Origin of the sequence: Mycobacterium sp. pUA109, from assembly GCF_041287095.1 — a bacterium.
In the GTDB taxonomy this organism is placed as follows: domain Bacteria; phylum Actinomycetota; class Actinomycetes; order Mycobacteriales; family Mycobacteriaceae; genus Mycobacterium.
Genome location: NZ_JBGGKS010000022.1, coordinates 19,583 through 32,718, shown reverse-complemented (window position 1 = coordinate 32,718; position 13,136 = coordinate 19,583). Strand labels below are relative to the sequence as shown.

Sequence of the window (13,136 nt, the reverse complement as noted above, 5' to 3'; positions counted from 1 at the left end):
TCGCCGCTAGAGTCGAACCGTGGCTCCCACGTTCGCCGACCTCGCGAAGTCCGACTACATCCTGTTGACCACCTTCACCAAGGACGGCCGGCCCAAACCCACCCCGATCTGGGCCGCCGCCGACGGTGACCGGCTGCTGGTGATCACCGAGGGGAAGTCCTGGAAGGTCAAGCGGATCCGCAACACCCCGCGGGTGACGCTGGCGGCCTGCGATCTGCGGGGCCGGCCCAAGAGCGAGGCGATCGAGGCGACCGCCACCATCTTGGACCCATCGCACAACGGCACCGTCTACGACGCGATCGGCAAGCGCTACGGCTTGATCGGCCGGGTGTTCAACTTCTTCAGCAAACTGCGCGGCGGCATGACCAACAACCTCGGCCTGGAACTGCGCGCCGCCAACCTCCGCTAACCGCGGCGGCGAGCCGCAGCCGTCAGGGCTGTGGCGAACCGCCCAAGTGTTCGCCGAAGAACGCAAACACCCGGGCCCAGGCGTCGGCGGTGGCGGCCTCGTTGTAGCCGAACCCGGCGACGCGCAGCAGCGGTTGGGCGGGCAGTTTGTTGGCGAAGCTGTGCCCGGCGTGCGGGTAGACCTTGATATCGGCCGGAATGCCCTTGTGTTCGACGACCCGGCGCAGCCGGGTCGGGGCGCCCACCCCCAGCGGATCGCGGGCGCCGAAGCTGGCCACGATCGGGCACGCCCCGTCCAGGGTTTCGCTCAGCTGCCGCGGCAGCGGGGTGCCGTAGAACGGCGCCGACGCGGCGAACCCCTGGGGCGACATGATCAGCGCGAAACCGCCGCCCATGCAGAACCCCGCGATACCGACCGACCCGGAACACTGCGGCATGCCCAGCAGGTGGTCGCGGGCGGCCAGGATGTCATCGAGGGCGCGACCACGCTTGGTCAGCAACTCCCGCATGACCCGGGTGATGCAGCGGGCCCGGCCACCGCGGGCGTACAGGTTCGGCGTGAGCGCGATGTATCCAGCGGCGGCGATGTGTCCCGAGATCGCCGCGTTGTCGGGGCCGTAGCCCACCGCATCGTGGACCACCACCACGCCCGGCCACGGGCCGTGTCCGTCCGGAACATCCAGTAAGGCGTCGATGGGCCCGTTGGGGGTGTCGAACTCGATCGTCGTCATTCCGCCCAATCTATTACCCACGCGGCGGCGACCCAAGGAACCAAAGGCGCGCCGCGATACGTTGGCTGCACATGGGCACGCGACTGTTTCTCGGCTACGCCGTCGTCGAACTGGCGGCGCTGGTTGCGCTGACCTCCACGATCGGGTTCGGGTGGACATTGCTGGTGCTGGCGGCCACGTTCGTCGGCGGACTGGTGCTGGCGGGTGCGCAGGCCCGACGCCAGCTGCGCCGGCTGCGCTCGGGCGGCGCGTTCACCGACAGTGCGCTGGTCGCGCTGGGCACCGTGCTGGTCATCGTTCCCGGCCTGGTCAGCACCGTGGCGGGGCTGCTGCTGCTGCTGCCGGCGACGCGGGTGATCGCCCGCCCGGTGGTCACCGCGCTGGCCGTGCGCGGCATCGGCCGACACGCCCCGCTGGTCACGGTCATGACGGCCGGCGCCCCGCGCAACCCCGGGGAACGACCCGGCCACGGCGACTACATCGACGGTGAGGTCATCGACGTCACCGATGTGCCCGCACCCGCGCTGCACCGACACGCCGATTGAGCCCGCACCACAACGTGTCACCGCAACCCCGTAGTTTTACGCCGTGACGACACCGAGTCCGACCAGGCTGCTGCTGGGCGGCCGGATCCACAGCCCGACCCACCCGGACGCCACCGCGATGGCGGTGCGCGACGGCGTCGTGGCGTGGTTGGGCAGCGACGCCGTCGGCCGCGAACGGTTCCCCGACGCCGACGTCGTCGATCTGGACGGCGGCTTCGTGGCCCCGGCCTTCGTGGACAGCCACATCCACCTCACCGCGACCGGGTTGACCCTGTCGGGTCTGGACCTGCGGGCGGCGTCCTCCCGGCAGCACTGCCTGCAGCTGATCGCCGACTACGCGGCCGCGCATCCGGGCCAACCGGTGTGGGGGCACGGCTGGGATGAGACGACCTGGCCGGACAGCACCGCCCCGGCCACCGCGGAGTTGGACGCGGTGCTCGGCGAGCGGCCCGGCTACCTCGCCCGCGTCGACGCGCACTCCGCGCTGGCCTCCACCGGGCTGCGGCGCCGGATCCCGGACCTGGCCGCCGACCCGCAGCGGCCGCTGACCGGGGACGCCCATCACCGGGTGCGGGCCGCCGCGCGGGATCTGCTGACCGCCGCGCAGCGCGCCGAAGCCCGCACCGCGGCCTTGGACGCCGCGGCCGCGCACGGCATTGTCGCCGTCCACGAATGCGCCGGCCCCGACATCGGCGGTCTCGACGACTGGCGCGAACTGCGCGGCCTGCAGCACGGGGTGGAGGTGATCGGGTACTGGGGTGAGGCGGTGACCAGCGCCGCGCAGGCCCGCGAACTGCTGGAGCACACCGGGGCCCACGGGCTGGCCGGGGATCTGTTCGTGGACGGCGCCCTGGGATCGCACACCGCCTGGCTGCACGAGCCCTACACCGACGCCCCGCAGCACACCGGCACCTGCTACCTCGACACCGACACCATCACCGCGCACCTGTGGGCCTGCACCGAAGCGGGCATCACGGCCGGCTTTCACGTGATCGGGGACGCCGCGGTGGCGGCGGCGGTCACCGCGTTGGCGCGGGTCGTCGAGCATTTCGGGGTGGCCGCGGTCGCCCGGTGCGGGCACCGGCTGGAGCACGCGGAGATGGTGACCGATCAGCAGGCCGCCCAGTTGGGCGCCTGGGGCGTCCTCGCCAGCATGCAACCCAATTTTGATGCGCTGTGGGGCGGCGACACCGGCATGTACGCCCGCCGTCTCGGAGTCCAGCGCTCCAGCAAGCTCAACCCGTTTTCCCTGCTAGCATCCCATGGCGTGCCCCTCGCGTTTGGCTCCGACGCCCCGGTGACGGGGCTGGATCCCTGGGCGACGGTGCGGGCGGCGGCCAGCCACCGGACCCCCGGCAGCGCGGTGTCACCGCGGGCGGCGTTTGCTGCCGCGACCCGCGGCGGCTGGCGCGCCGGCGGGGTCCACGACGGCGTCGCCGGCACGCTGGTCCCCGGGGCGCCCGCCAGCTACGCCGTCTGGGAGACCGGGGAGCTGACCGTCAGCGCACCCCGCGACGCCGTCCAACGCTGGTCCACCGACCCGCGCTCGCAAGTCCCGCCGCTGCCGCGGCTGGACCCTACCGACCCCCTGCCGCGTTGCCGGCAAACCGTGCACCGGGGTGCGGTTCTGTATGGCTAGGGGCGGTAAGCGGTTCGACGGGACCGCGCGGCCCGACGACGACACCGAAACCATCCCGGTGGTCGGCGACGACGACCCGTTTGACGAGCCGTTCGGCGACGACGACCCCTTCGAGGATCCGTTCGACGAGCCGCACCGCTACCCCGAGGACCGGGAGATACCGGAGGCGCTGCGGCTGGCCCGCGAACTGGGGGCCGCGGCCGGGCGCCGCCTGGGCCGGCTGGGCACCGCGATCGCCGACCGGCTGCCGGGTTTCGGCGCCGCCGTGTGGGCGCGGCTGCCGCAACTGAGCGCCACCATCGTGGCCGGGCTGCTGCTGTGCGCGAGTTTCCCGCCGTTGCAGTGGTGGTGGGCCGCGGTGGTCGCGTTCGCGGTGCTGGCGGCGGTGCTCATCCACTCGGCGACCACCGTGGCCGGCGGCTTCGGCTACGGCTTCCTGTTCGGCGTGGCGTTCTACCTGCCGCTGCTGCCCTGGATCAGCACGCTGGTCGGCACGGTGCCCTGGCTGGTGCTGGCGCTGGTGTGCGCGCTGTTTCCCGGCCTGTTCGGACTGCTGGCCGTCGTGGTGCGCGCGCTGCCGGGCTGGCCGATCTGGTTTGCGGTGCTGTGGGCGGGGCAGGAGTGGGCGAAATCCACCTTCCCGTTCGGCGGGTTCCCGTGGGGCGTGGTGGGCTTCGGGCAAACCAACGGTCCGTTCCTGCCGTTGGCGGCCGTCGGCGGGGTGCCGCTGCTGTCGACGGCGATCGTGCTGGTCGGCTGCGCGGCGACGGCGTTCGCGGTCGAACTGGTGGGCTGGTTCCAACGCGACCGACTCCTGGACTCCGGCCACACCGAGCCGCCGGCGGTGCTGCTGCCGGGCGCCTGCATCTGCCTGGTGTTGTTCGCCACGGTGCTGGTGTGGCCGTCGGTGCGGCACGCCGGGGTGGGATCGGGCAACGAACCCGCCGTCACCGTGGCCGCCGTGCAAGGCAACGTGCCCCGGCTCGGGTTGGACTTCAACGCCCAACGCCGCGAAGTGCTCGACTACCACGTCCGGGAGACATTGCAGCTGGCCGCCGACGTCCACGCCGGGCGGGCCCCGCAGCCGCAGTTCGTGATCTGGCCGGAGAACTCCTCCGATATCGATCCGCTGGTCAACCCGGACGCCGGGCAGCGGATCGCCGAGGCCGCCCAGGCGATCGGCGCCCCGATCCTGGTCGGCACGGTGCGCGCCGGCCCGGGCTGGACCCCGGATGACCCGGTGGCGTTGAACTCGGTCGTGGTGTGGGATCCGCAGGCCGGCCCGGCCGAGCAGCACGATAAGCGGATCGTGCAGCCGTTCGGCGAGTACCTGCCGTGGCGGGGCTTCTTCCGCCATCTGTCCGGCTACGCCGACCGCGCCGGCTACTTCGTGCCCGGTCACGGCTCGGGGGTGGTGCACGCCGCCGGGGTGCCGGTCGGGGTCACCACCTGCTGGGAGGTCATCTTCGACCGGGCGCCGCGCGAATCGGTGCTCAACGGTGCCCAGTTGCTGGCGGTGCCCACCAACAACGCCACCTTCACCAAGACGATGAGCCGGCAGCAGCTGGCCTTCGCCAAGGCGCGCGCGGTCGAACACGACCGCTACGTCGTGGTGGCCGGCACCACCGGCGTCAGCGCGGTGATCGCCCCGGACGGCCGCGAACTGGCCAGCACGGAGTTCTTCCAACCCGCCTACCTGGACAACCAGGTGCGGCTCAAGACGTCGCTGACCCTGGCCACCCGGTGGGGGCCGCTGGTGCAATGGGTGCTGGTCGCAGCGGGTGCCGCGGTGGTTCTGGGCGCGGTGCTGCAGAATGGATGGTCCACGCGTGCGTTTCGTCGTCTGTTCCGGACCGTGAACGACCGCACCGGCGACGATGCCGAGGAGCGGCGCCGATGACCGCTCACCACCACCATCACCCCGTAGCCCGCTCCGGGCCAGAAAGAGGAGCCAGATGACCCGCGGCCATGCAGAGCGCAGTGACCAGGCTGCCGGTGACCGTCCCAGCCAGCGCACGCTGGTGGTGATCCCCACCTACAACGAGCGGGAGAACCTGCCGCTGATCCTGGGCCGGGTCCGCGAGGCCCGGCCCGAGGTGCACGTGCTGGTGGTCGACGACGGCAGCCCGGACGGCACCGGGCAGCTCGCCGACGATCTGGCGGCGGCCGCCCCGGACCGGGTGCACGTGATGCACCGCACCGCCAAGGCCGGGTTGGGTGCGGCCTACCTGGCCGGGTTCGCCTGGGGACTGGCCCGCGAGTACGCGGTGATCGTGGAGATGGACGCCGACGGCAGCCACGCCCCCGAGCAGCTGCACCGACTGCTGGACGCCGTGGACGGCGGGGCCGATGTGGCGATCGGGTCGCGCTACGTCGACGGCGGGGCGGTGCGCAACTGGCCGTGGCGGCGGCTGGCGCTGTCCAAGACCGCCAACACCTATTCGCGGCTGCTGCTGGGCGTCGGGATCCACGACATCACCGCCGGGTATCGCGCCTACCGGCGCGAGGTGCTGGAAAAGATCGACCTGGCCGCGGTGGAGTCGAAAGGGTACTGCTTCCAGATCGACCTGACCTGGCGGGCCATCAACAACGGCTTCGTCGTCGTCGAGGTGCCCATCACCTTCACCGAGCGTGAGCTCGGTGTGTCCAAGATGAGCGGCTCCAACATCCGGGAGGCGATGATCAAAGTCGCCCGGTGGGGGATCAGCGGGCGACTGAACCGGGCCCGCAGCGCGGTCGGCTAAGGCCGCCTTATGCGCCTTGTGCGCCTATGCGCCGAGATCGACGTTGGCGCGGGACCCTCTCGACGTTTTCCGCGCTAGCGTCAATCTCGGCGGGGCTCCGCTACCCGCGGCGACGCGACTTGATCAGGTCCAACCGCTCCTTGAGCAGCTCTTCGAGCTCCTCGACCGAGCGGCGCTCTAGCAGCATGTCCCAGTGGGTACGGGGCGGCTTGACCTTCTTGGGCTCGGGCAGCTCACCCTCGATCAGGGTGCCTTCCATCCCGTTGCGGCAAATCCAGGTGCCGGGGATCTCGGCGTCGTCGGCGAACGGGACGTCGAACTCTTCACCGTTCTCGGTGCGGTACCGCGCGACTTGACGCGGTGCCAGGTCATGGTTGCGGTCGGTCTCGTAGCTCACGGCTCCGAGGCGACTGCCCCTCAGGACGCGATCAGCCATCGGCCCAACCTTTCCTAGATTCCGTTAAGCAAATTCTCTACGGGGCTAACAACGCAGCAACGACGAACGGAGTTCCCGGGCTGCGACGCGACCCTCCATGATACCGGGACCGCCGGGTGCGCCCGACTAGAGTCACCAAGCGTGACCCGCCGCGGTAAACCACAACCCTGCCGCTGGTGCGGCCGTGAGGTGGCCGATACCGGGACCGGCCGCCGCCGCCAATACTGTCGGCAATCGTGCCGGCAGCGCGCCTACGAGCAGCGCGCCCAGATCAACGGCGGCAAGGTGACCCTGCCGCCGGACGCGGTGGTGCTCACCGCCGAGGAAGCCGCCGCGCTGTCCGACCGGGTGTACCAGGTGCGCTGCGCGGCCGAAGACGTGGCCACGGCGCTAGACGAGGGGGCCGCGGCCGGCGAGCTGCGGCAGCTGTGCGACACGCTGATGCGGGCGGCCCAAGCCGCCGACGGCTGGCGTTAAGCCACGGGGCCTCAGCAGCTGAATTTCTTCCCGACGCCCGGCGGGGTCGGCACCGGGTGCAGGCACCCGAACGGGGTGATCCCCGCCGCGCTGAACCGCGCCGCCGAACGGTGGGCGTAATTCACGCAAATCAGCCCGGCCGGGTCGGCCCGGCACCGGTAGTCGCCGAAGGCCAGCGCCGCCCCGTAGGGCAGCCCGGGACCGTCGCCGCGCAGGAAGGGCCCGGGGTCGGCGTGGGCGGATCCGACCTGCACGCTGGAGCCGTCGAAATCCACCCAATTGCCCTGCCACGCCCCGTAGACGTCCTGCGGGCGGGGCGGCGGATTGGTCAAGTCGACCAGGCAGGCCAGCGCGCCGGCCTCGGTCATGCAGGTCGTCTCACCGGTCGCATCCGCGGGCGTGGTGAAACCGATGTCGTCGCCGAGTTCGGTGGTGGCGCCGTCGCGGGTGGCGCTGTGGTAGCCGGCGGCGTCGACCCGCCGCCCGGCTTCCACCCAGGCGATCACCGCGGCGACCGGGGCGCCGGCATCCGGGGGCGTGGACGACACCGGCGCCGAGGTGGCGGTGGTGGTTCGCGACGACGGTGCCGGCGCGCCGGGGTGCGGGGATTCCGGGTGGCCGACCGTCGCCCGTGAACACCCGGCAACCAGCAGCAACACGGCGACCAGCACAGCGTTTCGCATCCCGTCAGGCTAACCGCCGCCGGCGAATTGGTTGGGCTTGGCGTGGCCGGGGCGGGAAATTCGCTACCGTTCGGTCATGCACCAACACCCCGTCCGCGCGACCATCGCCACCGGCATCGTCGAAGGGTTCACCCGCGGCGGGGTGCACCGGTGGCGGTCCATCCCGTACGCGCGCCCGCCGGTGGGGGCGCTGCGGTTCCGGGCGCCGCAGCCCGCCGAGCCGTGGTCGGGGGTGCGGCACTGTCACGGGTTCACCAAATGCGCGCCGCAGCAGCGTCGCTACACGATGGTCAGCCCCGGCAAGTACCAGCCGATGGGGGAGGACTGCCTGACCCTCAACGTGGTGGCCCCGCAGGTCACCGGGCCCGATCCGCTGCCGGTGATGGTGTTCATTCACGGCGGCGGATACATCCTGGGCAGTTCGGCCACCCCGCTGTACGACGGGGCCGCGCTGGCCCGCGGCGGCTGTGTGTATGTCTCGGTCAACTACCGGCTCGGTGCGTTGGGCTGCCTGGACCTGTCGTCGCTGTCCACCCCCGAGGTCACCATCGACAGCAACCTGTACCTGCGTGATTTGGTGTTGGCGTTGCGCTGGGTGCGGGACAACATCGCGGTTTTCGGCGGCGACCCGGACAACGTCACCATCTTCGGCGAAAGCGCCGGCGCGCACGTGGTCGCCACCTTGCTGGCCGTGCCCGCCGCTGAAGGCTTGTTCTCCCAGGCGATTTCGGAAAGCCCGGCGGCGGGCATGGTGCGGACCCCGGAGATGGCCGCCGACTTCGCGTCCCGGTTCGCCGCGCTGCTCGGGGCGCGTCGCGCCGACGCCGCCCACGCCGTGATGGCGGCCACCCCGGCCGAGCTGGTGGCCGCCCAAGACCGGTTGGTCGACCAGGGTGTGCAGAACATGCTGGGGGCGTTCCCGATCGGCCCGGTGGCCGGCGACGAGGTGTTGCCGGTGGATCCGGTGGAGGCGATGCGGCGCGGCAGCGCCCACCGGGTGCCGCTGATCGTGGGCACCAATGCCGAGGAGGGTCGGCTGTTCACCCGGTTTCTGCGGATGCTGCCGACCACCGAACCGATGATCGAGGCGTTGTTCGCCGAGGCCGGTCCGGACGCCCGGGAACGCATCACCGCCGCCTACCCGGACTATCCGGACCCGGCGGCCTGTGTGCAGCTCGGCGGCGATTTCGCGTTCGGGGCGGCGGCCTGGGAGATCGCCGAAGCCCACGGCGCCCACGCACCCACCTACCTGTACCGCTACGACTTCGCGCCGCGGCTGTTGCGGTGGTCCGGGCTGGGCGCCACCCACGCCACCGAGCTGTTGGCGGTGTTCGACACCTACCGGACCCGGTTCGGCGCCCTGCTGACCGTCGCCGCCGACCGCCGCGCCGCGCTGCGGGTCAGCAACCAAGTGCAGCGTCGCTGGCGGTCCTTCAGCCGCACCGGGGTGCCCGGCGACGACTGGCCGGCCTACACCGCGGCCGACCGCGCCGTGCTGGTGTTCGACCGCGAGTGCCGGGTCGAGTACGACCCGCACCCCGAACGCCGGCTGGCGTGGCAGGGCTTTTCGTTGGCGCGCTAATCCCCGCGACCAGCCGGTAACGCTGACGTCGAGATTGCGTCGAGGGTTGTGGTTTTCGAAAATGCACGACCCCAGCTGCAATCTCAACACGCTCGCAGTGCTCGCGCCGCTATGTTGATCCGGTGACCGACACCTGCATCATCGAACGCCCGACCGACCTGACCGCTGACTGGCTCACCGCGGTGCTTGCCGCGGGCACCGTCACCGGGTTTAGCACCGAACGTATCGGCACCGGGCAGATGAGCGAGTGCTACCGCGTCACACTGACCTACGCCGCGGGTGACGACGGCCCGCGGTCGGTGGTGCTCAAGGTCGCCGCGAGCGACCCGACCAGCCGCCAGACCGGCCTGACGCTGGGCCTCTACGAGCGGGAGGTCCGGTTCTACACCGACATCGCGCCGCGGCTGGCCGGCCCGGTCGCCCCCTGCTATCACGCCGGCTTCGACCCGGCCACCGGCATCTTCGATCTGCTGCTCGGTGACGCCGCGCCGGCCGTGGTCGGCGACGAGATCGGCGGCGCCACAGTCGATCAGGCCCGGCTGGCGGTCGAGGAGCTGGCCCGGCTGCACGCGCCGCTGCTGGGCGATGCCGCCCTGGCCAACGCGGCGTGGCTCAACCGCGACGCGCCGGTGAATCAGGCGCTGATCGCCCAGCTGTACGCCGGGTTCGCCGACCGGTACGGCGCGGCGCTCACCGCGCAGCAGCGCCTGGTGTGCGAACGGCTGGTCGACAGTTTCGACGGCTACCTGGCCGCCGAGGCGGCGGTCCAGCGCCCGCACGGGCTGATCCACGGCGACTACCGGCTCGACAACATGTTGTTCGGCGTCAACGGGTCCGACTGCCCGCTGACCGTGGTGGACTGGCAGACCGTCACCTGGGGGCCCGCCCTGACGGACCTGGCCTATTTCCTGGGCTGCGCGCTGCCGGTGGCGGACCGACGCACCCACTACGACGCCTTGCTGCGCGCGTATCACAGTGCGCTGGGCCCGGACTGCCCGCTCAGCATCGACGACGTCCGCAGCGGCGTGCGCCGCCAAAGCTTCTTCGGGGTGATGATGGCGATCGTGTCGTCCATGCTGGTGGAGCGCACCGAACGCGGCGACCAGATGTTCTTGACCATGCTTGAGCGACACAGCCAGCACGTGCTCGACACCGACGCGTTGGCCGAGTTGCCCGACGCCGCCGCCGTCGAACCGCTGCACCCGGCCGACACCGACGACGCGGCGCATCCGCCCGGCGACGAACCGCTGTGGAATGAGAGCTGGTACTTCGACTTCGTCGATCCCGGCCAGCAGCTCGCCGGGTGGATCCGGCTGGGCCTGTACCCGAACGAGGACACCGCCTGGGTCAACGCCCTGCTATGCGGCCCGCAGATGCCGACCGTCGCCCTCAACGACTTCGCCGCCGCGCTGCCGGCGAGCCTCGACGCAATCGGCTGCGACACCTTCGCTCTCACCCTCGAACCGAGCGCGCCGCTGCGCAGCTATCGGGTCACGGCGCGCGGGACCGGCGCGGCCTACGATGACCCGGCGGCGCTGCTGCGCGGCGAGACCGGGCGGCCCGTCGAGGTGGCGATCGACCTGCGGTGGAGCACCGACGGCACGCCCTACCAATACCGGCTCACGCCGCGCTACGAGATCCCGTGCACGGTGACGGGCATCGTCACCGTCGACGGCACCGACTACCGGCTCAGCGACGTCGCCGGTCAGCGCGACCACTCCTGGGGGGTGCGCGACTGGTGGAGCATGGACTGGGTGTGGAGCGCTTTGCACCTCGACGACGGCACTCACCTGCACGGCGTAGACATCCGCATTCCCGGCGTCGGGCCGATCGGGGTCGGCTATGTGCAGAAGACGGGGCAGCGGCTCACCGAGCTGCAGACCGTCACCGCGCGGGAGACGTTCGCCGACAATGGGTTACCGGTCAGCACCGGCCTGGTCCTGCAGCCCGGGGACATCACGGTGACCGCCGAGGTCGTCGCGCACGCACCGGTGCGGCTGGTGGCCAGCGACGGGCGGATCAGCCAGTTCCCCCGGGCGTGGGTCCGCGTGTCCACCGCCGACGGCCGCTCCGGCGTCGGCTGGATGGAATGGAACCGGAACGACATACCGCGCTAGAACAGTTGGCGCATGGCCCGTTCGGCGGCGGCCGCATCCCCGACCCGGATGGCGTGGCCGACCTGCTCGTGCAACTCGATGACCTCCGGGCTGACGTTGTTGGAGGGCGCCTCGGCCAACACCGCGTGCAGCGCCCGGAACATGTCGTTGCCGCTGGCCTCTAAAACGGTGCGATGAAACGTGTTGTGGGCCAGCCGGTAGGCGTCGAGATCGCCCGAGCGGGCGTGCACCACCATGTCCGACACCGCGGCGGCCATGACCCGGCACTGGTCGGGATCGGCGCGCCGGGCCGCCAGCGCGGCCGCCGCCGGGGCGACACCCCGCCGCAACCCGTGCAGCGACTCCAACTGCACGGCCCGGTCGCCGTCGTCGAGCCGCCAGCGAATCAGCCTGGGGTCAAAGACATTCCAGCTCGATGCGGGCTGCACGGTGATCCCGATGCGGCGACGTGCGGCGACCATACCCATCGATTCCAGCACCCGGATCGCCTCCCGGACCACGCTGCGTGACACGCCGTTGCCGGCGCTGAGCGCGTCCAAGGTGAGCACCTGACCGGCGGGGTATCGTCCGGACACGATGCCGGTGCCGATCGCGGTCAGGACGTTGCCGTGCAACTCGCTCGATGAACCGCCCTGGACCACCGATAAATAATCCCATATACCCCGTTGGGTTGTAATCATCTGATCATTGCGGCACGCTCGCTGATGTGTCGCCGATCGTGGTCATGGGGGTGTCCGGTGCGGGCAAGTCGTCGGTGGGACGGGTGCTGGCCCGGCGGCTGCGCGTGCCGTTCGCCGACGCCGACGACTTCCACAGCGACGCCAACATCGCCAAGATGGCCGCCGGTGCACCCTTGACCGACGCCGACCGGCGACCGTGGCTCGAGGTGGTCGGGCAGTGGTTGTCGGCGCACGCCGACGGCGGGGTGATCAGCTGCTCAGCGCTCAAACGCCGCTACCGCAACCAGCTCCGTCGGCACTGTCCGGCCGTCGAGTTTGTGCATCTCAGCGGCGCCCCGGACGTCATCGGCCGCCGACAGGCCCACCGGCCCGGCCATTTCATGCCGCCCGCGCTGCTGCGATCCCAGTTCGACACGCTGGAACCACTGGCGCCCGACGAACGCGGCGTCACCGTCGACGTCGGCCAGGACATCGACACGATCGTCGCCGATTACCTGGCCCGGCGGTGAGGCGGCTCAGCCCTTGACCACCTGGGTGCCGCCGGCCCACTCGTCGTGCTTGCCCTGCTTGGTCGGGCTGGCGCTAATCGTCGCCGCGATAACGATGTAGGCCACGAACGCGATCAGGCTCCCGATGTAGGGGATCACCGCCAGCAAGGTGAACGCGTTGCGGATGGCCGACTGTTTGGTGTCGGGCTTGACTGCCCCGCCGGGACCGCGAACCGTCAGGCCCAGCAGCCGCTTGCCCAAGGTTGCGCCGTGGGTGACCTCCAGCAGCACGAAATAGCCGAACATCAGCACGCCGGAGAACAGGCCGGTGGCTAATAACAAGGAATCCCGGTCCAGGGTGAACACCGAGAGCAGGAACGCCACGATGTTGACCAGGACACCGTCGATTACCCGCGCCGCGAACCGCGCGCCCAAGCCGCCGGGCGCCGCGCCGGACGCGGGCCCGTAGCCGCCGGGCTGGGGGTAGTGGGGCACGTTGGGATTGACATCACCCGGACTCATCTCGGTTCGCTCCTGACGGCAGTGGTTGCTGTGCGCCAATGTACCTGCGCGCCGAGCCGCGCGCCGGTCTACGATGGCGGCCGT

At 71.1% G+C, this 13,136-nt stretch carries 14 protein-coding genes; 9 read left to right on the top strand and 5 right to left on the bottom strand.

From position 1 onward, the window contains the following. The first annotated feature begins 19 nt into the window (after positions 1-19). Positions 20-409: a PPOX class F420-dependent oxidoreductase gene (locus ACAG26_RS22040; RefSeq protein WP_370485202.1), complete on the top strand. Its 390-nt coding sequence runs from the start codon at positions 20-22 to the stop codon at positions 407-409. 22 nt (positions 410-431) lie between these two features. Here ACAG26_RS22040 and ACAG26_RS22035 read toward each other — a convergent pair whose 3' ends face one another. Continuing rightward, positions 432-1,139 carry a dienelactone hydrolase family protein gene (locus tag ACAG26_RS22035; protein WP_370485201.1) on the bottom strand — a complete coding sequence of 236 codons (708 nt, stop codon included), beginning with the start codon at positions 1,137-1,139 and terminating at the stop codon, positions 432-434. A gap of 71 nt (positions 1,140-1,210) precedes the next feature. Between ACAG26_RS22035 and ACAG26_RS22030 the strand changes: the two genes are divergently transcribed. The 4 genes from ACAG26_RS22030 to ACAG26_RS22015 all read left to right on the top strand — a co-directional run bounded on the left by ACAG26_RS22030 (position 1,211) and on the right by ACAG26_RS22015 (position 6,067). Further along, positions 1,211-1,684 carry an FxsA family protein gene (locus tag ACAG26_RS22030; RefSeq protein WP_370485200.1) on the top strand — a complete coding sequence of 158 codons (474 nt, stop codon included), beginning with the start codon at positions 1,211-1,213 and terminating at the stop codon, positions 1,682-1,684. A gap of 118 nt (positions 1,685-1,802) precedes the next feature. Continuing rightward, positions 1,803-3,323, top strand: coding sequence for an amidohydrolase (locus tag ACAG26_RS22025; RefSeq protein ID WP_370485265.1), 1,521 nt, complete (start codon positions 1,803-1,805; stop codon positions 3,321-3,323). Next, entirely contained in the window at positions 3,316-5,223 is a 1,908-nt protein-coding gene (gene lnt / locus ACAG26_RS22020) for an apolipoprotein N-acyltransferase (protein ID WP_370485199.1), read from the top strand. Before ACAG26_RS22025 ends, lnt begins: the two co-directional genes overlap by 8 nt. 55 nt (positions 5,224-5,278) lie before the next feature. After that, a complete protein-coding gene (locus ACAG26_RS22015) occupies positions 5,279-6,067 on the top strand; it encodes a polyprenol monophosphomannose synthase (protein ID WP_370485198.1) in 789 nt (262 codons plus the stop codon). Between the two features lie 100 nt (positions 6,068-6,167). On the opposite strand, the gene ACAG26_RS22010 is transcribed toward ACAG26_RS22015, so the two are convergent. Beyond that, positions 6,168-6,503 (bottom strand): RNA polymerase-binding protein RbpA, encoded by a 336-nt coding sequence (locus ACAG26_RS22010; RefSeq protein WP_071021938.1) that lies wholly within the window; start codon positions 6,501-6,503, stop codon positions 6,168-6,170. 141 nt (positions 6,504-6,644) lie between these two features. Between ACAG26_RS22010 and ACAG26_RS22005 the strand changes: the two genes are divergently transcribed. Next, positions 6,645-6,980, top strand: coding sequence for a hypothetical protein (locus tag ACAG26_RS22005; RefSeq protein ID WP_370485197.1), 336 nt, complete (start codon positions 6,645-6,647; stop codon positions 6,978-6,980). 11 nt (positions 6,981-6,991) lie between these two features. On the opposite strand, the gene ACAG26_RS22000 is transcribed toward ACAG26_RS22005, so the two are convergent. Further along, entirely contained in the window at positions 6,992-7,663 is a 672-nt protein-coding gene (locus tag ACAG26_RS22000) for a hypothetical protein (RefSeq protein ID WP_370485196.1), read from the bottom strand. A gap of 76 nt (positions 7,664-7,739) precedes the next feature. Between ACAG26_RS22000 and ACAG26_RS21995 the strand changes: the two genes are divergently transcribed. Beyond that, the gene (locus ACAG26_RS21995; protein ID WP_370485195.1) at positions 7,740-9,245 is read left to right on the top strand and encodes a carboxylesterase/lipase family protein; all 1,506 of its coding nucleotides are present in this window, start codon (positions 7,740-7,742) and stop codon (positions 9,243-9,245) included. Between the two features lie 122 nt (positions 9,246-9,367). Next, the gene (locus tag ACAG26_RS21990; RefSeq protein WP_370485194.1) at positions 9,368-11,362 is read left to right on the top strand and encodes a phosphotransferase; all 1,995 of its coding nucleotides are present in this window, start codon (positions 9,368-9,370) and stop codon (positions 11,360-11,362) included. Here the strand turns inward: ACAG26_RS21990 and ACAG26_RS21985 are convergent. Beyond that, positions 11,359-12,042, bottom strand: a complete 684-nt coding sequence (locus ACAG26_RS21985) for a FadR/GntR family transcriptional regulator (protein WP_370485193.1) — start codon at positions 12,040-12,042, stop codon at positions 11,359-11,361. The genes ACAG26_RS21990 and ACAG26_RS21985 overlap by 4 nt on opposite strands. A 44-nt stretch (positions 12,043-12,086) precedes the next feature. Between ACAG26_RS21985 and ACAG26_RS21980 the strand changes: the two genes are divergently transcribed. Next, entirely contained in the window at positions 12,087-12,551 is a 465-nt protein-coding gene (locus ACAG26_RS21980; protein ID WP_370485264.1) for a gluconokinase, read from the top strand. Positions 12,552-12,557: 6 nt separating this feature from the next. On the opposite strand, the gene ACAG26_RS21975 is transcribed toward ACAG26_RS21980, so the two are convergent. After that, positions 12,558-13,052 (bottom strand): RDD family protein, encoded by a 495-nt coding sequence (locus ACAG26_RS21975; RefSeq protein WP_370485192.1) that lies wholly within the window; start codon positions 13,050-13,052, stop codon positions 12,558-12,560. Positions 13,053-13,136 lie beyond the last annotated feature (84 nt).

Coding starts and splice junctions, on each gene's coding strand:
- ACAG26_RS22025 (WP_370485265.1), top strand. CDS start 1,803: ATGGCGGTGCGCGACGGCGTCGTGGCGTGGTTGGGCAGCGACGCCGTC.
- ACAG26_RS21995 (WP_370485195.1), top strand. CDS start 7,740: ATGCACCAACACCCCGTCCGCGCGACCATCGCCACCGGCATCGTCGAA.
- ACAG26_RS21985 (WP_370485193.1), bottom strand. CDS start 12,042: ATGATTACAACCCAACGGGGTATATGGGATTATTTATCGGTGGTCCAG.
- ACAG26_RS21980 (WP_370485264.1), top strand. CDS start 12,087: ATGGGGGTGTCCGGTGCGGGCAAGTCGTCGGTGGGACGGGTGCTGGCC.
- ACAG26_RS22010 (WP_071021938.1), bottom strand. CDS start 6,503: ATGGCTGATCGCGTCCTGAGGGGCAGTCGCCTCGGAGCCGTGAGCTAC.
- lnt (WP_370485199.1), top strand. CDS start 3,316: ATGGCTAGGGGCGGTAAGCGGTTCGACGGGACCGCGCGGCCCGACGAC.
- ACAG26_RS22000 (WP_370485196.1), bottom strand. CDS start 7,663: ATGCGAAACGCTGTGCTGGTCGCCGTGTTGCTGCTGGTTGCCGGGTGT.
- ACAG26_RS22035 (WP_370485201.1), bottom strand. CDS start 1,139: ATGACGACGATCGAGTTCGACACCCCCAACGGGCCCATCGACGCCTTA.
- ACAG26_RS21975 (WP_370485192.1), bottom strand. CDS start 13,052: ATGAGTCCGGGTGATGTCAATCCCAACGTGCCCCACTACCCCCAGCCC.
- ACAG26_RS22015 (WP_370485198.1), top strand. CDS start 5,279: ATGACCCGCGGCCATGCAGAGCGCAGTGACCAGGCTGCCGGTGACCGT.
- ACAG26_RS22030 (WP_370485200.1), top strand. CDS start 1,211: ATGGGCACGCGACTGTTTCTCGGCTACGCCGTCGTCGAACTGGCGGCG.